This is a genomic window from Thalassospira profundimaris (assembly GCF_003326795.1).
GTDB lineage: Bacteria > Pseudomonadota > Alphaproteobacteria > Rhodospirillales > Thalassospiraceae > Thalassospira > Thalassospira profundimaris_C.
Window position 1 is genome coordinate 228,022 of sequence record NZ_JPWI01000003.1, and the last position, 20,334, is coordinate 248,355.

Here is a 20,334-nt window from a genome sequence, read left to right on the forward strand (position 1 = left end):
ACGTTTCTGTCATGACCGCTATTATCGATATTCGCGGCCGCGAAATCCTTGACAGCCGTGGTAACCCGACGGTCGAAGTTGATGTAACTCTGGAAAATGGCGCCTTTGGTCGTGCTGCCGTTCCGTCGGGTGCATCTACCGGTGCGCACGAAGCCGTTGAGCTTCGTGACAAAGAAGACCGTTATCTCGGCAAAGGTGTGACCAAGGCTGTTGCCGCGGTCAATGGTGAGATTTTCGAAGCACTTGTCGGCATGGATGCCGAAGATCAGGTTGCTGTCGACAATGTCATGATCGAACTCGACGGAACGGCCAACAAGTCCCGTCTGGGTGCCAACGCCATTCTTGGTGTTTCGCTTGCAACTGCCAAGGCCGCTGCCGAAGACGCAGGTCTTCCGCTTTACCGCTATGTTGGTGGTGCCTTTGCCCGTACGCTTCCGGTTCCGATGATGAATATCATCAATGGTGGCGAGCATGCAGACAACCCGATCGATGTTCAGGAATTCATGATCATGCCGGTGTCGGCTGAGACCGGTTCCGATGCGATCCGTATGGGGGCGGAAATCTTCCATAACCTGAAAAAGGCCCTGTCGGCTGATGGTTTGAACACCAACGTTGGTGACGAGGGCGGCTTTGCTCCGAATATTGCATCGACCGAAGCTGCTATCAGCTACGTCATGAAATCGATCGAAGCTGCTGGCTACCGTCCGGAAGAAGACGTCGTTCTGGCACTTGATGCGGCATCGACCGAATTCTACAAAGACGGAAAATATATTCTGGCAGGCGAGGGCAAGACCCTTGATTCCAGCGGTATGGTCAAATACTGGGCCGATCTTGTCGGCAAATACCCGATCTTCTCCATCGAAGACGGTATGGCTGAAGATGACTGGGATGGTTGGGCTGAACTGACTGCTGCCATTGGTACCAAAACCCAGCTTGTTGGTGATGACCTGTTCGTGACCAACCCGAAACGTCTTGCTGACGGTATCAAAAAGGGTGTGGCAAACTCGATCCTGGTCAAGGTTAACCAGATCGGTACGCTGTCCGAGACCCTTGAGGCTGTCGAAATGGCACATCGTGCCGGTTATACCGCAGTCATGTCGCACCGTTCGGGCGAAACCGAAGATGCAACCATTGCCGACCTTGCTGTTGCAACCAACTGTGGTCAGATCAAAACCGGTTCGCTGTCGCGTTCCGACCGTATGGCAAAATACAACCAGCTGATCCGCATCGAAGAGATGCTTGGTGCTGGCGCCTACTATCCGGGTCGTACGATCCTGAAGTAATCCGGTCTGACGGTTTGCTATCAAACGGGGTGCATTGCATAGACAGTGCACCCCTCTTTTTTGGGTTGATCGGGTCGGTTGTGAGGCGAATACAGGTCGCGAAACCGTGAGTCAGGATTATCTGATTAACCGTAAATCAACGCCCTTGTAGTGTTGGTTTAATTCTATTTTTACCAATCTCTGCGCTACTGAATGGGTAATTTTGGCAGCCCTGCAGCTTTGTTGTTCTGTAAGTCACAGAAAACAAAAGAAAATAACGTATGTTGTTTTTATGTTGTTGGGGCGGAATGATTCTGAACGTCGCCAAAGCCGCAATTTCGCGCAAAGGGCAAAGGTAAATGTCGTCAAGTTCGCCGGTTTTTCGCCGCCTGAAACAGGCCGTCGCACCGGTAATCGCATTTACAGTGATGGCATATTTCATCTTCCACAGTGTGGAAGGTGAGCGTGGTCTGCTGACCTATTGGTCAATGCAGGACCGCGTTACCGAAATTGCCAAAGTTCTCGACGAAACCACAGAACGTCGCAAGGATCTTGAGCGGCATGTCGTATCATTGCGGGCAAGCCATCTTGATCCTGACCTGCTTGATGAACGTGCACGTGCAATGCTTAACGCCGCCCATCCCGATGATGTGATTATTTTCCATCATGATGGCTATCAGGGGATGGCAACAATCACTGCTGCCCATACCGACTGAACGGACTCTGATTGCGTTTTATAACGTCTCAGGGAATCCGGATCTCTGATTCCTCCCTTGAAATGCTCAGAATGGCGGCCTGATTTGTCGTCATTGATGATTTCTGGCGAAATTCTTGGTTGTGAATTTCGGTCAGTAATGTGCGTCTTGCGCTAAGGTGTTGTTTAAACTGACTTCTGGTTTATTGACGTGGATATGCCGGGTTTGGTTGATTGCGTTGATAATGAATGCCTTCTTTGGGTTGCATTCCGGCAAGAACGGCTATGCGGTATTATCGTCATAAAAGCATAGCATTTGTGACACAGGGGAATGAACGAAAATGAACGCATCCTTCCAAGTCGCTGAAAACGCTGCATCTCCACATATTTGCCAAATAGCGTGAATTAACTGATATTAGGTTTATTTGTGATTGTGCGTTGCAAAACAACAGTTTACTCGCAGTTTGATTGCTTGCCCTTGGAGGTCGTTTTAGGTAGTCATTTCGGTGGTCCAGTACCGAATTAAGCGCTCATACATGATGCTTAAGCGATAGCCATCCACCGGGAGGAAACATGGCGACCACGAAACGCAAACGCGCCACTACGCGCGCCGACAACCAGGCGAGCAGTGACGATCTCCTCAAATATTACCGTGAAATGCTGCTGATCCGCCGCTTTGAAGAAAAAGCCGGTCAGCTGTACGGCATGGGTCTTATTGGTGGCTTTTGCCACCTGTATATCGGGCAGGAAGCAGTCGTTGTCGGCATGCAGTCTGCGATTACCGGCGACGACGGTGTGATCACCAGTTACCGTGACCATGGCCACATGCTGGCCTGTGGCATGGATGCCGGTGGTGTTATGGCCGAGCTGACGGGCCGCGAAGGCGGTTATTCCCGCGGCAAGGGCGGCTCCATGCACATGTTCTCCAAGGAAAAGAACTTCTATGGCGGCCACGGCATCGTTGGCGGTCAGGTTCCACTTGGTACCGGTATCGCCTTCAATTACAAATATCGCGGTGAAAACCGTGTTTGTCTGACCTATCTTGGTGACGGTGCCGTTAACCAGGGTCAGGTCTATGAAGCATTCAACATGGCCGCTCTCTGGCAGCTTCCGGTGATCTATTGCATCGAGAACAACCAGTACGCCATGGGCACATCGACCCAGCGTCATTCGTCCAGTCCCGACCTTTATCAGCGCGGCGTTGCCTATGGCATTCCGGGTGAACAGGTTGATGGCATGGATGTTCTGGCCGTCAAGGAAGCTGGCGAACGTGCCGTTGCGCATTGCCGCGAAGGCAAAGGTCCTTACATTCTTGAGCTGAAAACGTACCGTTATCGCGGTCACTCGATGTCGGATCCTGCGAAATATCGCACCAAGGATGAACTCGACAAGATGCGCAAGGAACACGACCCGATCGATATGGTCAAAAAGCTTCTGATTGATGGCAACATCATCGATGAGGCAGGCCTGAAGGATATCGACAAGGAAGTGAAAGCCGAAGTCGCAAAAGCGGCCGAATTCGCGCAGAACAGCCCGGAACCGGATGTTTCTGAACTGTTCACCGATATTCTGATCGACGCGTGATCGCGACTTTTCGCGAACCGCTTTTGACCGATATTTCCCGGGAGAGAGGGAACAATGCCGATTGAAGTTTTGATGCCGGCCCTGTCGCCGACCATGACCGAAGGCACGCTTGCCAAATGGAACGTCAAGGAAGGCGACACGATCGCATCCGGTGACGTCATCGCAGAAATCGAAACCGACAAAGCAACGATGGAAGTTGAAGCTGTCGATGAAGGTACTGTGGGCAAGATCGTTATCGCCGAAGGTACCGAAAATGTCGCAGTGAATGCAGTCATCGCCTATATCCTCGAAGAGGGCGAAGACGCATCTGCACTTGATAACGTTTCAGCATCACCGGCCGCTGCTGCACCGGCTGCGGAAGAAGCACCTGCTGCCCCGGCTGCAGAATCCGCTCCTGCCGCAAGTATGGCAAGTGCCGCACCGGTTGCTGCAAGTGGTGCAATTGAACGTTCTGACGCTGAACCGCGCGCCATGAGCGTGATGAACGCGACCCAGGACGAAAAAACCTATACCAAGTTCAAAACCCAGACCGTGCGTGAAGCCCTGCGTGATGCAATGGCCGAAGAAATGCGCGGTGACGAAAACGTCTTCGTCATGGGCGAGGAAGTTGCGCAGTATCAGGGTGCCTACAAGGTTACCCAGGGCCTGCTTGATGAATTCGGTGACAAGCGTGTTGTCGATACCCCGATCACCGAGATCGGTTTCACCGGTATGGCAACGGGTGCGGCCTTTATGGGCCTTAAGCCGATTGTTGAATTCATGACGTTCAACTTCGCCATGCAGGCAATCGACCATATCATCAACTCTGCGGCCAAGACGCTTTACATGTCCGGTGGCCAGCTGGGTTGCCCGATTGTCTTCCGTGGTCCGAACGGTGCAGCTGCCCGCGTTGGCGCACAGCATTCGCAGTGCTATGCATCCTGGTATGCACATTGCCCGGGCCTCAAGGTCATTGCACCGTGGTCGGCTGCAGACGCCAAAGGCCTTCTGAAGGCTGCGATCCGCGATCCGAACCCGATTGTCTTCCTTGAAAACGAAATCATGTACGGTCAGAGCTTCGAAGTTCCTGATGACGAAGATTTCGTCCTGCCGATCGGTCAGGCCAAGATCGAACGCGAAGGGACCGATGTCACCATCGTTGCTTTCTCGATCATGGTGGGCAAGGCGCTCAAGGCTGCTGAAAAGCTGGCAGAGCAGGGGATCTCGGCTGAGGTCATCAACCTGCGCACCATTCGTCCGCTCGATGTGAACACCATCATTCGCTCGGTAATGAAGACCAATCGTCTTGTTACCTGTGAAGAAGGCTGGCACTTCGCCGGTATCGGTGCGGAAATCGCATCTGTGGTCATGGAGCATGCCTTTGACTATCTCGATGCACCGGTTGCCCGCGTGACCGGCGAAGATGTTCCGATGCCGTATGCTGCAAATCTCGAAGTGCTTGCACTTCCGCAAGAGCAGCACATCGTCGATGCGGCCAAGGCCGTTTGCTATCGCTAAGTGATACGGACAGGGGCAGGCGCCGTTTAACAGCGCGCCGCCCCGTTACCGGGAGAATGTGTTCATGCCTGTAAAAGTATTGATGCCGGCCTTGTCGCCGACCATGACCGAAGGCACCTTGGCAAAGTGGCACGTCAAGGAAGGTGACACCGTTGAATCGGGCGATGTCATCGCAGAAATCGAAACCGACAAAGCCACGATGGAAGTCGAAGCCGTCGACGAAGGCAAGATCGGTAAAATCCTTGTTGCCGAAGGCAGCGAGGGCGTTGCTGTTAACGAAGTTATCGCGCTTCTTCTTGAAGAAGGCGAAGACGACAGTGCCCTTGAAGGCGCTGATACCTCTGCCGCAGGCACTGCGCCTGCAACTGCCGAAGCACCGGCAGAAGCCGCACCGGCACCGTCAGCAGCACCTGCTGCGGCAAGCTCGGTCCCGGCTGCACCTGTTTCGGGTGGTGAGCGCGTCAAGGCAAGCCCGCTGGCACGCCGTATCGCTGCAAACGAAGGTGTCGACCTTGCTGCGGTGACCGGTTCCGGTCCGCGTGGTCGTATCGTCAAGCGCGATGTCGAAGCTGCGAAATCTGCCAAACCGGCTGCTGCAGCTGCTGCCCAGGCAGCACAAGCGGCATCCTCTGCTCCGGCTGCTGCTGCACCGGCGGCTTCTGGCTGGAACCCGGATCTTACCGGTCTTCCGGAATATGAGGAAATCCCGAACAGCGGCATGCGCAAAACCATTGCGCGTCGCCTGACGGAATCCAAACAGCAGGTTCCGCATTTCTACCTGACCGTGGATTGCGAACTCGACAACCTTCTGGCAACCCGCAAGCAGCTGAATGACAAGGCTGGCGAAGGCGTCAAGATTTCGGTCAACGACTTCATTATTCGCGCGGTTTCGCTGGCGCTCAAGAAAGTTCCGGCTGCCAATTCCATCTGGACCGACAAGGCGACCCTTCAGTGCAAGAAACAGGACATCTCGGTGGCGGTTGCCATCGAAGGTGGTCTGATCACGCCGGTCGTTCGTGATGCCGGTTCCAAAGGCCTTGCTGAAATCTCGACCGAGATGAAGACGCTGGCTGGCAAAGCCCGCGATGGCAAATTGATGCCCGAAGATTATCAGGGCGGGACCTTCTCGGTTTCCAACCTTGGCATGTTTGGTATCAAGGAATTCTCCGCCATCATCAACCCGCCGCAGGGTTGCATTCTGGCTGTCGGTGCTGGTGAACAGCGTCCGGTGGTCAAGGATGGTGCTCTGGCCATTGCAACTGTCATGAGCTGCACTCTTTCTGTTGATCACCGTGCGGTCGATGGTGCAGTTGGCGCTCAGTTCATGGCCGAATTCAAAAAGCTGATTGAAGACCCGCTGAGCATGCTGCTCTAACGGTCCAAAGTTGCGCGGGGACTTTAATCAGTCCCCGCAAGCATTTGAATTTCAAGACCTGTAACCGGAAACGGACAGGCGAAGGAGATCCTACGATGGCGGATAACAATTTCGACGTAATCGTGATTGGTGCAGGTCCGGGTGGTTATGTAACCGCAATCCGTTCTGCCCAGCTTGGCCTCAAAACGGCAGTTGTAGAACGTGAACATCTTGGCGGTATTTGCCTGAACTGGGGCTGCATTCCGACCAAGGCGCTTCTGCGTTCGGCCGAGATTTACCGCAACATGAAACATGCCAAGGAATATGGCCTGTCATGTGAAAAGCCGTCCTTTGACATTGATGCCGTGATCCAGCGTTCGCGTGGCGTCTCCAAGCAGCTTGCTGGTGGTGTCGGTCATCTTCTCAAGAAGAACAAAGTCACCGTCATTAACGGTGAAGCCAAGTTCGATGGCCCGAAAAAGGTCGTTGTGACGGGTAAGGATGCCGGTACCTATACCGCGAAGAACTACATTATCGCGACGGGTGCCCGCGCACGTTCCCTGCCGGGTCTAGAAGCCGATGGCAAAGTGGTTTGGGATTACAAAAAGGCGATGACGCCTGACAAAATGCCCAAAAGCCTTGTCGTTGTCGGTTCCGGTGCCATCGGCATCGAATTCGCCAGCTTCTATCACACCCTTGGTGCGGACGTGACTGTGGTTGAAATCATGCCGCAGATCATGCCAGTCGAGGACAAGGAAATTGCCGCACTCGCTCAGAAGATGATGACCAAGGACGGGATGAAAATTCTGACCGAAGCCAAGGTCGCAAATCTCAAGCGCAATGCCGACAATGTTGTTGTCACGGTTGAAACCAAAGACGGCAAGAAACAGGAACTTACCGTTGATCGTGTGATTTCAGCTGTCGGGGTTATCGGCAACACTGAAAATCTCGGTCTTGAAACGACCAAGGTCAAAGTTGATCGCAACGTCATTGGCACCGATGAATATTCGCGTACCGACGAGCCGGGCATTTTTGCCATTGGCGACGTTGCTGGTCCGCCGATGCTGGCTCACAAGGCCGAGCATGAAGGCGTGGTCTGTGTCGAGAAAATCGCAGGCGTTAAAAACGTCCATCCGATTGATCCGCTCAAGATCCCGGGTTGCACCTATTGCCATCCGCAGGTCGCAAGTGTCGGCCTGACCGAAGCCAAGGCAAAAGATGCCGGTTACGACGTCAAGGTCGGCAAATTCCCGTTCATTGGTAACGGCAAGGCTGTTGCCCTGGGCGAGGCCGAAGGTCTGGTCAAAACTGTGTTTGATGCCAAGACCGGCGAATTGCTTGGTGCCCACATGGTCGGCACCGAAGTCACCGAGCTGATTCAGGGCTTTGTGGTTGCGATGGGGCTTGAAACGACTGAAGAAGACCTGATGCATACGGTCTTCCCGCATCCGACCCTGTCGGAAATGATGCATGAGTCGGTCCTTGACGCCTATGGGCGTGCAATCCACTTCTAAAATATCGGGTTCTACCGGGCGCACATGCCCGGTATGACCATTTTTGACGAATGTCGGTTTGACAAATGCGTGGCGTGGCGGCACATTGCCGCCCGTCCAATCCTTCGGAGGTAACTCTATGTCGACGGCGCGCAACGAAGCCAAAGCTCTTCGTCACCCGGAAAAGCAAAAACGGCCAGATCGTCCATCCGGACGCAAGCCTTCCTGGATTCGCGTCAAGGCGCCAACCTCCCAAGGTTATCAGGAAACCCGCGAACTTGCGCGTGGCCTGAACCTTCATACTGTTTGCGAAGAAGCCGCATGCCCGAATATCGGCGAATGCTGGCAGAAGAAACACGCATCCTTCATGATTATGGGCGATACCTGCACGCGCGCATGTTCGTTCTGTAACGTGAAGACCGGTATGCCCAACGCGCTTGATCCGTTCGAGCCGGAAAATCTTGCGATGGCGGTCGCTGACATGCAGCTCAAGCACGTTGTGATCACGTCGGTAGACCGTGATGACCTTGCCGATGGCGGTGCAACGCACTTTGCCCGCGTCATTGAGGCCATCCGTCACAAATCGCCGGAAACCACCATTGAAATTCTGACACCGGACTTCCGTGACAAGCCAGGTGCTGTTGAAATCGTCGCCAAGGCTCGTCCTGACGTGTTCAACCACAACCTTGAAACGGTTCCGCGTCTTTACACCAACATCCGCCCGGGCGCGCGCTATTACCAGTCGTTGCGCATCCTTGATCGGGTCAAGCAGATCGATCCGACCATCTTCACCAAATCCGGCCTGATGGTTGGTCTTGGCGAAGAACGCAAGGAACTCTCGCAGGTCATGGATGACCTGCGTGTCGCCGATGTCGATTTCCTTACGATCGGTCAGTATCTTCAGCCGACCCTGAAGCATGAACCGGTTCATCGCTTTGTGACGCCTGACGAATTTGATGAATATGCATCAATGGCACGTGGCAAGGGATTCCTGATGGTGTCGGCAACGCCGCTGACCCGTTCGAGCTACCATGCAGACCGTGACTTTGAACAGTTGCGAGATGCCCGCGAGAAGAAACTTGCAGCTGCCGAAGCAGCCAAGGCAAAAGCAGCGCGCGCAGAAGCCGTTGCACAATAAATCTGAACGATAGCGCGACGATAAGGGGAGATACGAGTGCCGACGCATGCAGAGCGCAGGAAACTGCCCTATACGCCGGAACAGCTCTTCGAACTCGTCGCGGATATCGATTCCTATTCCGAGTTTCTGCCCTGGTGCGTTGCATCAAGGGTACGCAAGCGCGATGGTGATGTGCTTCAGGCCGATCTGGTGATCGGCTTCAAGATGTTTCGCGAAAAATACACATCCAAGGTCACGCTGCAGCGTCCGCATCGCGTTGATGTGGAATATCTTCAGGGCCCGTTCAAATATCTCAATAACCATTGGGTATTCGAAGCCGATGAAGACGGGGGCACCTGGCTCGACTTCTTCGTGGATTTCGAATTTCGTTCGGCCTTGTTGCAGAAAATGATCGGCGTTGTGTTTAACGAGGCGGTCAAACTGATGGTCGGGGCCTTTGAAACCCGCGCACGTGAAGTTTACGGCGAACCGCAAATCCCGTCTTCAGAAAGCTAGGCTTCCAACGCTATCCTGAAAATTTCGAAACTTTGAGTTCCCGGCGGTATCTGATGCCGGGCAGGGTGGTTGTCACTGATCGAGCATGTCGCTGATCAATTCGAACGCCTTGAGAACCGTTGCCTTTCGCACAGCATGACGGTCTCCGGCAAAGACTTCGTGATATGTGATGGTCTGGCGTTCGTGGCCCGCACAGCCAAAATGAACAAGTCCGACGGGTTTTGTTGCGCTGCCACCACCCGGACCGGCGATGCCGGTAACGGAAACGGCTATTGACGCATTCGGTGCACGTTCAAGCGCCCCTTCGCACATGGCGCGCGCAACCTGTTCGGACACTGCGCCGTAGTTTGAAAGAAGGTCGTTGCTTACACCGATCAGGTCGTGCTTGGCCTCGTTCGAATAGGTGACAAAGCCACAATCAACGACGGATGAGCTCCCGTCGACACCGGTCAAACTCCCGGTGATCAGGCCGCCCGTGCAGGACTCGGCCGTGGCAATCATTTCACCTTTTGCCGAGCATTTCGCAATCAGGGCGCTGGCTGCTTTGAGAATGTCATCATCTATCATCATTGGCTTATCCACCCATAAGGTAAACCGGCACCGCAAGGACGATCATCGCAAAAATGCCTGCCAGCACATCATCAAGCATAATGCCAAAACCGCCACCAACCCGGCGATCAACCCAGCGGATCGGCCATGGCTTTGCAATGTCAAAAACACGAAAGGCGACAAAGGCGGCTAAAAGCCAGCCAAGATCGCTCCAGCCGGCATGAAGCGGCACGACCAGAAGGCACATCCACTGACCAACCACTTCATCAATCACGATTTCACCTGCATCGTGAATGCCAAGAAGGTGACTATATTGATGTGCGGCCCAGACGCCGATGGCAAAAATAATGATGCTGGCAATGACCAGCGCCTCATTCCCGCCGTAAAACCAGATTAGCCACCCGAACGGCAGAGCAGCAAACGAGCCAGCCGTTCCCGGTGCTTTCGGGCTTTTGCCGCTAAAGAACCAGGTGGCAGTGCAGGAAATCAGAAAACGGGAAAAAGCCATGGATGGTTTACGTATGAGCTGTGGCAGATGGCCATAGGTAACACAGCATCGACCCCGGACGGTGAAAATTTTACCCTTAAGGGTGTGTTAACACTCTTGCCTGTGTGCGAAGTTACAGGTAGCGTAAAGAAAAAGGTTAATAAGTCGCAGGCGGGGTTAAAAAGAAACACTACGCAACCGGAAAGTCCGGGCGTAACTACGGGCAACTAGGGGTTAGACACTGAATATGTCGGCGTTTCAAGGCATGCGTCGCTTGGTGGATAAGTGGTTTCCGGACCGGCAAATTCTTATCCGGTCAAACGATTCCGTTTACCAGCTTCGTCTTGGAAAATATGGACAGCTTGCGCTGGCTTCGTTCGGGGCTGCGGCCATTGTATGGACCGTCGGCGTCAGTGGCTATAGCTGGTATCTTGATCAGCGTCTTGCGACGCGTGAAGAACAGCTTTTCCGCAGTGAGCTGTCCTACAATCGTCTGATCGCGCGTGTCACCGAAAGTCAGAGACGTTTCGGCGAGATTACCGCGCAGATGGAAGATACCCATCGCAACCTGTTGTCTATGGCTGAAAAGAACCTGCAGCTTCAGGCGCGGGTTCAGGATTACACATCCAAGCTCGCGAGCAGCGAGAAGGAAAAAGTCCGGATTTCAGCCCTTCGCACATCGATGGATAACCAGATGAATGCGCTTCAGGGCCAGATTGACGGGATCACCAACCGGAACCTTGCACTGCGCGACGAATTGGAAACTGTTGAAACTGTCATGTCTCGCGTGATGCGTGAACGCGATCAGGCATTGCAGCGTTCCAAAAAACTTCAGGGTGAGCTGAGCGACGCCCGCCAGCGTATTGCTGATCTGCACACCATTCAGCAGCAAGCAATGCAGCGTGTCGCGGAAACCGCTGACAGCACGATTCTTGAACTTGAAAATGTTCTCGAAATGACCGGTTTACAGCCGGATACGTTCATTCTTCCGCCGATGAAGCCGCAAGAGCCGGGCGTTGGTGGACCGTTCGTGGCCTTTGAGCCCGAACACCCGCAAGACGAAGAATTTGTAAATGTGGCTATGGCTCTGAGTGATCGAATGGATCAACTGGCCAGCCTGCATGACAGATTGAAAAAGACGCCGATTGGTGAACCTGCTGCGTCTTATTATCTATCGAGCTCGTTCGGTAAACGAAAAGACCCGATCAATGGTCGCTGGGCTTTTCATTCCGGTGTTGATCTAGCCGGGCCGATCAGAACACCGATTCTCGCAACTGCACCGGGTAAAGTGGTGCATGCAGGATGGAGTGGAAAATACGGGAAAATGGTCGAACTCGATCATGGGAACGGCGTTAGAACCCGTTATGGACACTTATTTAAGGTCCTCGTCAAGAAGGGCGACGAAGTGCGTTACCAGGACCAGATAGCGCTCATGGGAACCACCGGTCGAAGCACCGGTAGTCATGTGCACTATGAAGTTCTGGTTCAAGACAAGCCGGTCAATCCCCTAAAATTTATTGAGGCGGGACGATATGTTTTCAAAAACGAGCAAGAAGACACAAACAGGGACAACTAAAAACGGTAACGCGGCTGCTGAGAAAAAGGGTGGCCTTTCGGTCATCAATGCCGACCTTCGCGTAACCGGTGACCTTATTTCGGAATCTGACGTGCAGGTTGATGGTTCGGTGAACGGTGATATTCGTACCCGCACCCTTACAATCGGCCAGAACGGTGAAGTTCGTGGCGAGATTGTTGCTGACAAGGTCCGCGTCTGCGGTACCGTTATCGGTCAGGTTCGCGCACGGGACGTTTCATTGTCTGAAACTGCCCGCATGATTGGTGACATTCTGCATGAAAGCCTGTCGATCGAACCGGGCGCCCATATCGAAGGGCATTGCCGTCGTATCGAAGGTGTGGCTGAAGAGGGCGGCCTGACCGTCATACAGGCTGGGCAGATTGTTGCTGCGAACGTGAAGAAAGAACACAAGTAGTCATTGAAAAATGATGACGGGGATGTCGGTGACGGGTCCGGTCATTTGATGATACCCTGACAGAAAATCAGAAAAGGCAGGTTCCGGAATGGACCTGCCTTTTTCATATGGGTGCTGTTCCCGAAATTGAGTTGCCTTTCCCCTACGCCTTTTGCGGCTCGGAGATCAGTGGCAATAGCTCGTCAAGGCCGCCAAGAATAACGTCTGCCTCATGTGACAGGCGCTCTTTGGGTTGCTGTGTGCGGTTGATCCATGCTGTACGGAACCCGAAATGTCCGGCACCGGCAATGTCCCATCCGTTTGAAGACTGGAACGAGATTTCCGCAGGCTGCAATTCAAGTTTGTCTGCCGCGAGCTGATAGACATCCGGATGTGGTTTATAGGTCTTGAGATCGTCAACACAGATGATCTGATCAAACAGCGACAGAATGCCCGACGATTTCGCTGCCGAGATCAACATATGCTTCGCGCCATTCGACAGGATGGCAAGCTTGTGCCCCTTAGCTTTCAGGGTATTGAGCGTTTCGACCACTTCCGGGAATGTATCAAGCGACAGATAGGTTTCCATCAGTTTGGCACGCAAAACCGGGTCCTTTTTGCCTGTCTGATCCATGGCATAGTCAAGCGCATCACCCGTGACTGTCCAGAAATCTGCAAAATCCCCCATCAGGCTGCGAAGCCAGGTATATTCCAGCTGTTTCTGTCGCCACAATGTGGAAAGGCGATCAGCTTCATCGCCAACGCTGTCACGCAGCTTGGACACCGCTGAGCCAACATCAAATAGGGTTCCATAAGCATCGAAAACAAATGCGCGACAGGAAGACAGTACATTATCGGACATATTGCTGACCTTTTCTGACAAGCAGTATTGATCAAATATGGGCAGACAGGCCAAAAGCGCAAACCTGACGACCGGAATTAATCCTGATCAGGCGTTTCGTTCTGGCCCATCGCAATCTCATCGCGGGCAAAACGCCGACGATAGACATAGGTTCCCTCCATCACGCGCTGAACGTAATTTCGGGTTTCGCTATAGGGGATCATTTCGATCCAGTCGACCAGATCAACATCGGGATCACGCGGATCGCCATATTCGTTGATCCATTGGCGCACACGGGTCGGGCCCGCATTATAGCTTGCGATGGTCAAGGCTTCCTCGCCATCCCAGCGATCGAGCAACTTGGTCAGATATTCCCGACCGAGCGTGATGTTAAAGGACGGGTCTTCAGTGAGGCGATCGGTTTTGTAATCAAGATCCAGCAACTTTGCCATGCGCTTGGCAGTCGCCGGCATCAGCTGCATCAAGCCGCGTGCACCTGCTGACGATACCGCCTGCGGGTTAAACAGGCTTTCCTGGCGCATGATGGCATGGACCAAAGCCGGATCGGGCGCACGGCCAAGCGGAACCTGTTCATGGATCGGGTAGGCGGCATCAAGATAGCCGCTTCCTGTGCGAATGCTGCGTTTGGCGGCAATGATGCCAAGGTCGGCGCGGCCATATTCGCGGGCCAGATCGGTCGCCATTGCAAGATATTCGGGCTCATCGTGCTCATATACCAGTGCCATGATGAAGGGCCGGATAATATTTCCGAGACCCATATCGCCAAGTTTGCGAACGACCTGAACCAGTTCCTGATTCTCGAAATCTGTGCGCTGTTGCTGTGTGGGGACCGGTTGTTCCACCGAATAGGTTGGTTTGGCACCCAGTGCATCAATTGCAAGCTGGCCATAGAAAGTGTGGGCATGCTGGGCGGCAAGCTCGTACCATTCCTTGGCGCGTTTTGTATCACCAAGCTTGGCATTGGCACGGCCCGCCCAATAGGCGCCGCGTGACAGGCTGATCGGATATTGCACAACGTCATACAGATTCTGGAAATGCGTCAGGGCAATATCGGCATCGCCCAGGAATTCCAGTGCGATCCATCCGGCATACCATTCGGCTTCGGCAATATCGGCAGGATCAGTCTGTCCATGATTGGCGACCAGACGATAGGCGTCGGTGATGTGGCCCTTTTGCAGGGCGCGCCGAGCCAGAATGGCTTTTTCAAGCCACCAGTATTGTGGCCGGATCGAGATATAAGCCATGTCATTGGCTTGTGATAACAGAAGATCACGGGCTTCCTGATCGCGGTCCTTGACCCGACGCCAGCGAACGCGTTCGTAAACCAGACCGGGGTCATTCTTGTATTTCGCAGGGACACGGTTAAGCGCTCCATCAACGCCACCCTTCATCGCACGCAGGGCTTCGCGGGCTTCTGCAAGCTTGCGATAATCGTCGCTGACATATTTCATTGTGCGCGAAGCCGTCGTCAGGCGACCTTCCCACAACAGGCGATCAAGGCGCTGCTGATGGGTTTCCTGATCGATATATTCGCCGTAACGGTCGATGAAGCGTTTTTCCTGACCACGGCCAAAATTCTCGTTAATCCAGCTGTTGCGGATCAGGGCGACAGCCGCCGATTCCTGACCCGCCCCCAGAAGGGCTTTGATCTGCCGGGTTGCGCCATCGGCAGTGACCGGTGCAGAACGCTTGAACCAAGCCAGAATTTCCTCGTCAGGAACGGCATCATTCATCGCTTCTTCGGCGCGTTGACGCAAAAGCGCCTGACTGGGCCATTTCGGATGGGTGTCGATGAAATTGGTGATTTCTTCAAAGCTGCGTCCGGAATTCGGGGATGTCAGCAACATCCATTCCGCAGCTTTCTGAAGCAGGGGATCATCAAAGTTTGGCAATAGCTTTTCAAAGCTTTCTGTCTGGCCCTTCTCGACAGCTTCGAGAAACGCATTCAAACGTGCGCGGCTGACAGCAGAATAGCTCGGCGAGGGCGGCTGCATCAGAAGAACATTGTCTTCGTTTGCTGCTGCCTTCACCTGATTGCCTGTTGGCATCAGTGTTGATAAGCCCAGTGCCAATGCGCAGACCGAAATCTTGCGGAAAGACGCTTGCGCCATGTGATTGTCCCCTTTGCCTGACGGCAGCGAATGCGCTTTAGACCCGCGCATTATGGCAGTGAAATCGCCAAAAGCCAAACAGTCCTGAACGGAAAATGCAACCCCGATTACAGATCGTTTCGATTATTGTATACAGTGCTTGCGGGAATGACGAACAGCCGCTATTTTCGCGACCGCTTTCAATCCATCCAATGTTTGGAGATCTCCATGTTTAAGGGTTCAATCACAGCTTTGATCACACCGTTTACCCAAGATGGTGCGATTGATGAAAAGGCGTTCCAGTCTTTTGTGGATTGGCAGCTTAAACAAGGCACGACAGGTGTTGTGCCTGTCGGAACCACCGGTGAATCTCCGACGCTTAGCCATGCCGAGCATCATCGCGTCGTTGAACTGGCGCTTGAAGTTGCCAAAGGCCGTGGTCCGGTGATTGCCGGTACGGGTTCCAACTCGACTGCAGAAGCCGTTTCGCTGACCCGTCACGCTCAGAATGCCGGTGCGGATGCTGCACTTGTTGTGACCCCGTATTACAACAAGCCGACCCAAAAAGGTCTTTATGCGCATTTCAAAGCCGTTCACGATGCGACCGATATTCCGATCCTGATCTATAACATTCCGGGTCGCTCGATCGTTGATATGAGTGTCGAGACCATGGCGGAACTGGCAAAATTGCCGCGTATTATCGGTGTGAAAGACGCAACCAGCGATCTTGAACGTCCGGCTCTGACCCGTCTTGCTGCGGGGGCGGATTTCTGCCAGCTGTCGGGTGAAGATGGTACCATCGTTCCGTTCCTGGCACAGGGTGGTCATGGTTGCATTTCGGTGACCTCGAATATTGCCCCGAAACTCTGTGCTGAGCTGCATGCAGCTTGGGCAGCCGGGAACATTGCTAAGGTTCAGGAGTTGAACTACCGTCTGATGCCGGTTCACAAGGCAATGTTCTGTGAAGCAAGTCCGGGGCCGGTAAAGTATGCGGCAGAACTTCTTGGTCTGTGTGGCAGCCATATGCGCCTGCCAATGGTCGAGATTGCCGATGAATCCAAACGCAAGGTCGAAGCCGCGCTTAAAGGTGCCGGACTTCTCGGCCATTAAGCGATAACAAGCGACTTATGGCACCCAAGAAAGAAACAGATAATAACAAGGTCGTTGCGCAAAACCGGCGAGCCCGCTTTGACTATTTCCTGACGGAAACATTCGAAGCCGGGATCGTCTTGCGCGGCACCGAAGTTAAATCGCTGCGCGACGGCAAGGGAAACATTCAGGAATCCTATGCCGAAGCCAAGAATGACGAAGTGTGGCTGATCAACGCGTATATTCCTGAGTATCAAAGCAAAATGCCGTTCGGCCACGAAGAACGCCGTCCGCGCAAATTGCTGTTGCATAAACGTGAAATCGCCAAAATGCATGACGCCCTGAACAAAAAGGGTTTCACGCTTGTGCCGGTCAAACTTTATTTCAACGAACGCGGTATTGCGAAGCTTGAGCTTGCAATTGCCGAGGGCAAGAAAAAGGCTGACAAGCGCGAGGCCGTCAAGGAACGTGACTGGCAACGTGACAAGGCGCGTATCATGCGCGATTTCAATTAGTTGCACTGAAATCCGAACGCCATCGCGCGTATGTGAGTTGCATGGTTCGGTAAAATTCATGAATAAATGGCGTTGGCATGGTGAACATGTCGACGCCATTTTTCGTATCAGCCTGACAGAAAGGAGGAACCTGTGACGCAAAGCTTTTCAGGGAAAATCAGGGACAAGCTGATCGAAGCCAAGCGCAAATGGGCCAGAGACGGCCGTTTGCTGACGGGCACCTCAGACGTGGCGCGTGAAAATCGCCTGCCACCCGGGCAACGACTGGTCAAGGATTGGCCAGTACTTGATCTTGGTATCACGCCACATGTTAGTGCCGATGAATATAAACTGTCTGTGACCGGACTGGTTGAAAACCCGTTGTCGCTCAGTTTTGAGGATCTTCTTGATTTGCCAACTGTTCGGGCAAGAAACGACATTCATTGCGTCACCAGCTGGTCGCGCTACGACAATGACTGGCAAGGTGTATTAGCACGAACATTGGCGGAAATGGTTCGTCCTCAGTCAGACGCCAGACATGTATTGTTCACCGCCCATGATGGTTACACAACGAATGTGAGGATTAATCAGTTTCTCGATGAGGACGTCTTGATCGCCCATCACTGGAACGATGAACCATTGACCGAAGAGCATGGTGGACCGGTGCGCGTGGTAATTCCGAAGCTGTATTTCTGGAAAAGTACGAAATGGGTGCGGGAGATAAAGTTTGTCAAAAATGATGCGCCGGGATTCTGGGAAGAACGCGGTTATCATAACAATGCCGATCCGTGGACGGAGGAACGTTATGGCTAGATTGTATCCTCGATTTGAAAAAGGCAGCCATTTCATTCTATTATGTCTGCTTACGGTGATTGTAGTCATTTTTTCCTGGAGAGGGGCCATGGCATCGGGTGATACGCAAACGGCGTATGACTTTTCCTTCCCGTCCATCATTGGCGGCGAACTTGAACTTTCAGACTATCAGGACAAGGTCGTTTTGGTGGTGAATACCGCGTCAATGTGCGGGTTCACGCCGCAATATGCAGGCCTGCAGAAATTGTGGGACGATTATCGCGATCAGGGGCTTGTGGTGCTTGGTGTTCCGTCCGGTGATTTTGGCGGACAGGAATATGCCGATGACGCGGCTATTCAGGAGTTCTGCGAAGTTAATTTCGATGTCGATTTCCCGCTGACATCAAAGACCTTGGTCAGTGGTTCTGATGCCCATCCGTTCTTCAAATGGGCGATTGATGTCCTTGGTGCCGAAAATGCGCCAAACTGGAACTTCCACAAATATCTGATTGATCGCAAGGGTAGTTTGATCGCAAGTTTTGACACACGGGTGAAGCCCGGTGACGATGCGGTCATCACAGCCATTGAAGCGGCACTGTCAGGTAGCTGATGGACGGAATGCCAGCGGAAAAGCCTTATCGCCGCCCGTCCATGACATCAAGAAATGCCAACCCGTACTGATCAAGTTTCTTGATCCCGACGCCGTTGATCGATGCCATGTCCTCAAGCGTGCGGGGCTTGAACCGGACCATTTCCCATAATGTGCGGTCACTAAAGATCACATAGGGCGGGACATTCTGGCTGGTTGCCAGTTCTCGGCGCATGGTGCGCAGGCGTTCCCACAAATCCCGGTCCTCTTCATTTTCAAATTCGGTGTCGAAGTCTCTCAGGCGCTTGGTCATGGCGCGTTTGCTTTCGCCCGGATCCTTGCGCATTTCGACGACTTTCTCGCCGCGCAGGACAGGACGGGACTCTTCGGTCAGGTAAACACCGCCATGGCCTTCGACATCGACCTGCAGATATCCCATCGCAAGAAGTTGACGGAAAACCGAGCGCCATTGCGGTTGGGCGATATCCTTGCCGATGCCATAGACCGAAAGATCATCATGGCCGTTTTGCCGGATTTTCTCGGTTTTGCGCCCCATCAGAACTTCGATTACATGTGCCGGACCAAAGCGCTGACCGGTACGATATACCGCCGATAATGCCTTGCGCGAAGCATCGGTCGCATCCCATGTTTCGACCGGTTCAAGGCAAGTGTCGCAATTGCCGCACGGTTTGTGCTGGTCTTCACCGAAATAGGACAGGATCACCTGACGTCGGCATTTGGTGGTTTCGGCCAAACCGACCAAGGCATCAAGTTTGCGCGATTCAATACGTTTTTGGGCTTCGGGGGCGTCGGAACTTGCCACCATGCTTCGGATCGAAACAATATCTGACAGGTCGTAATTCATCCAGGCATTCGCCGGAAGTCCGTCACGCCCGGCGCGCCCGGTTTCCTGATAATAGGCTTCCATGCTTTTGGGCAGGTTAAGATGGGCAACAAACCGGACATTGGGTTTGTCGATGCCCATGCCAAAGGCAACTGTTGCGCAAATGATCAGGCCGTCTTCGCGCAGGAACCTGTCCTGATGAAGTTGCCGGGTTTCTTGCGTCAGGCCCGCATGATAGGGCAAGGCAGGGCGCCCGTTATCGGTAAGCCATTGCGCAACATCTTCGGTTTTGCGACGCGACAGGCAATAGACGATCCCGGCATCTTCGGGGTGTTCACGATTAAGAAACGACAACAGTCGCTGCTTGGAATTGCCCTTGGTTTCAATGCGATATGTGATGTTCGGACGATCAAAGCCGGTAATAAAGCATTCGGCATCGGTCAGATGCAGGTTTTCGGCGATGTCTTTGCGGGTCGGTGTATCTGCCGTTGCAGTCAGTGCAATGCGTGGCACATGGGCAAAACGCGTTGGCAACAAATCCAGACGCCGATATTCCGGTCTGAAGTCATGACCCCATTGCGAAACGCAGTGCGCCTCGTCAATTGCAAACAGCGAAATGCTGATTTGGTCGAGCAGATTAAGAAACCGGTCCGTCGCAAAACGTTCGGGTGCGACATACAGAAGATCAATGTCCCCATCAACTGCGCGGGCCTCGATCTCGCGTGCGGCATCCGGCGCCAGTGTCGAGTTGATGAAGGCTGCTTTCACACCAAGCTGGCTAAGTGCGTCGACCTGATCTTTCATCAAGGCAATCAGAGGCGACACCACAACGGCCGTTCCCGGGCGGCAAAGGGCTGGAACCTGATAACACAGCGATTTTCCGCCACCGGTTGGCATCAGGACGAGCGCATCATTGCCGGCAATCACATGATCAATGATTTCAGCCTGTTGACCGCGAAAGCTGTCATAACCAAAGACCTCGCGCAGGACGTCTATCGGCAGACGTTGTACGGGTCGGTCGAGCAGGTCGTTCATAGGTGATGAATCAGGC

General features: G+C 53.5%; 19 protein-coding genes. 14 read left to right on the forward strand and 5 right to left on the reverse strand.

Features of this window, described 5'->3' with window-relative positions; translation table 11 throughout:
- The first annotated feature begins 11 nt into the window (after nucleotides 1-11).
- The 8 genes from eno to TH30_RS07205 all read left to right on the forward strand — a co-directional run bounded on the left by eno (nucleotide 12) and on the right by TH30_RS07205 (nucleotide 9,517).
- Complete coding sequence (gene eno / locus TH30_RS07170) at nucleotides 12-1,283, forward strand: phosphopyruvate hydratase (protein WP_114097396.1); 1,272 nt, start codon at nucleotides 12-14, stop codon at nucleotides 1,281-1,283.
- A 338-nt stretch (nucleotides 1,284-1,621) separates the two neighbouring features.
- Nucleotides 1,622-1,978 carry an FtsB family cell division protein gene (locus tag TH30_RS07175; protein ID WP_114097397.1) on the forward strand — a complete coding sequence of 119 codons (357 nt, stop codon included), beginning with the start codon at nucleotides 1,622-1,624 and terminating at the stop codon, nucleotides 1,976-1,978.
- A 551-nt stretch (nucleotides 1,979-2,529) separates the two neighbouring features.
- Nucleotides 2,530-3,540 carry a pyruvate dehydrogenase (acetyl-transferring) E1 component subunit alpha gene (gene pdhA, locus TH30_RS07180; RefSeq protein WP_114097398.1) on the forward strand — a complete coding sequence of 337 codons (1,011 nt, stop codon included), beginning with the start codon at nucleotides 2,530-2,532 and terminating at the stop codon, nucleotides 3,538-3,540.
- A 54-nt stretch (nucleotides 3,541-3,594) separates the two neighbouring features.
- Nucleotides 3,595-5,037, forward strand: coding sequence for a pyruvate dehydrogenase complex E1 component subunit beta (locus tag TH30_RS07185; protein WP_114097399.1), 1,443 nt, complete (start codon nucleotides 3,595-3,597; stop codon nucleotides 5,035-5,037).
- A gap of 64 nt (nucleotides 5,038-5,101) precedes the next feature.
- The gene (locus TH30_RS07190; RefSeq protein ID WP_114097400.1) at nucleotides 5,102-6,412 is read left to right on the forward strand and encodes a pyruvate dehydrogenase complex dihydrolipoamide acetyltransferase; all 1,311 of its coding nucleotides are present in this window, start codon (nucleotides 5,102-5,104) and stop codon (nucleotides 6,410-6,412) included.
- Between the two features lie 95 nt (nucleotides 6,413-6,507).
- On the forward strand, nucleotides 6,508-7,905 hold the full coding sequence (gene lpdA / locus TH30_RS07195) for a dihydrolipoyl dehydrogenase (protein ID WP_114097401.1): 1,398 nt from the start codon (nucleotides 6,508-6,510) through the stop codon (nucleotides 7,903-7,905).
- A 118-nt stretch (nucleotides 7,906-8,023) separates the two neighbouring features.
- Entirely contained in the window at nucleotides 8,024-9,022 is a 999-nt protein-coding gene (gene lipA / locus TH30_RS07200; RefSeq protein ID WP_114097402.1) for a lipoyl synthase, read from the forward strand.
- 36 nt (nucleotides 9,023-9,058) lie between these two features.
- Entirely contained in the window at nucleotides 9,059-9,517 is a 459-nt protein-coding gene (locus TH30_RS07205) for a type II toxin-antitoxin system RatA family toxin (protein ID WP_114097403.1), read from the forward strand.
- A gap of 72 nt (nucleotides 9,518-9,589) precedes the next feature.
- Here TH30_RS07205 and TH30_RS07210 read toward each other — a convergent pair whose 3' ends face one another.
- Together TH30_RS07210 and TH30_RS07215 are read right to left on the reverse strand one after the other, a co-directional pair.
- A complete protein-coding gene (locus TH30_RS07210; protein WP_309471201.1) occupies nucleotides 9,590-10,087 on the reverse strand; it encodes a CinA family protein in 498 nt (165 codons plus the stop codon).
- 4 nt (nucleotides 10,088-10,091) lie between these two features.
- Nucleotides 10,092-10,574 carry a phosphatidylglycerophosphatase A family protein gene (locus TH30_RS07215; protein WP_181850173.1) on the reverse strand — a complete coding sequence of 161 codons (483 nt, stop codon included), beginning with the start codon at nucleotides 10,572-10,574 and terminating at the stop codon, nucleotides 10,092-10,094.
- Nucleotides 10,575-10,800: 226 nt separating this feature from the next.
- Between TH30_RS07215 and TH30_RS07220 the strand changes: the two genes are divergently transcribed.
- Together TH30_RS07220 and TH30_RS07225 are read left to right on the forward strand one after the other, a co-directional pair.
- The gene (locus TH30_RS07220) at nucleotides 10,801-12,129 is read left to right on the forward strand and encodes a M23 family metallopeptidase (RefSeq protein ID WP_114097404.1); all 1,329 of its coding nucleotides are present in this window, start codon (nucleotides 10,801-10,803) and stop codon (nucleotides 12,127-12,129) included.
- A complete protein-coding gene (locus tag TH30_RS07225; protein ID WP_114097405.1) occupies nucleotides 12,086-12,544 on the forward strand; it encodes a bactofilin family protein in 459 nt (152 codons plus the stop codon). The genes TH30_RS07220 and TH30_RS07225 overlap by 44 nt, the downstream gene beginning before the upstream one ends.
- Nucleotides 12,545-12,686: 142 nt before the next feature.
- Here TH30_RS07225 and TH30_RS07230 read toward each other — a convergent pair whose 3' ends face one another.
- Together TH30_RS07230 and TH30_RS07235 are read right to left on the reverse strand one after the other, a co-directional pair.
- Nucleotides 12,687-13,385, reverse strand: a complete 699-nt coding sequence (locus TH30_RS07230) for a haloacid dehalogenase type II (protein ID WP_114097529.1) — start codon at nucleotides 13,383-13,385, stop codon at nucleotides 12,687-12,689.
- Between the two features lie 77 nt (nucleotides 13,386-13,462).
- Nucleotides 13,463-15,496 (reverse strand): lytic transglycosylase domain-containing protein, encoded by a 2,034-nt coding sequence (locus TH30_RS07235; RefSeq protein ID WP_114097530.1) that lies wholly within the window; start codon nucleotides 15,494-15,496, stop codon nucleotides 13,463-13,465.
- A 207-nt stretch (nucleotides 15,497-15,703) separates the two neighbouring features.
- Between TH30_RS07235 and dapA the strand changes: the two genes are divergently transcribed.
- The 4 genes from dapA (at nucleotide 15,704) to TH30_RS07255 (ending at nucleotide 18,460) form a co-directional block, all read left to right on the forward strand.
- Nucleotides 15,704-16,585 (forward strand): 4-hydroxy-tetrahydrodipicolinate synthase, encoded by an 882-nt coding sequence (gene dapA, locus TH30_RS07240; protein ID WP_114097531.1) that lies wholly within the window; start codon nucleotides 15,704-15,706, stop codon nucleotides 16,583-16,585.
- Nucleotides 16,586-16,602: 17 nt separating this feature from the next.
- Nucleotides 16,603-17,079 (forward strand): SsrA-binding protein SmpB, encoded by a 477-nt coding sequence (smpB, locus tag TH30_RS07245; protein ID WP_114097406.1) that lies wholly within the window; start codon nucleotides 16,603-16,605, stop codon nucleotides 17,077-17,079.
- Between the two features lie 132 nt (nucleotides 17,080-17,211).
- Nucleotides 17,212-17,871 (forward strand): sulfite oxidase-like oxidoreductase, encoded by a 660-nt coding sequence (locus TH30_RS07250; RefSeq protein WP_114097407.1) that lies wholly within the window; start codon nucleotides 17,212-17,214, stop codon nucleotides 17,869-17,871.
- A gap of 88 nt (nucleotides 17,872-17,959) precedes the next feature.
- Nucleotides 17,960-18,460: a glutathione peroxidase gene (locus TH30_RS07255; RefSeq protein WP_114097408.1), complete on the forward strand. Its 501-nt coding sequence runs from the start codon at nucleotides 17,960-17,962 to the stop codon at nucleotides 18,458-18,460.
- 25 nt (nucleotides 18,461-18,485) lie between these two features.
- Here the strand turns inward: TH30_RS07255 and recQ are convergent, their stop codons facing one another.
- Nucleotides 18,486-20,318 carry a DNA helicase RecQ gene (recQ, locus tag TH30_RS07260; protein ID WP_114097409.1) on the reverse strand — a complete coding sequence of 611 codons (1,833 nt, stop codon included), beginning with the start codon at nucleotides 20,316-20,318 and terminating at the stop codon, nucleotides 18,486-18,488.
- Nucleotides 20,319-20,334: the final 16 nt, after the last annotated feature.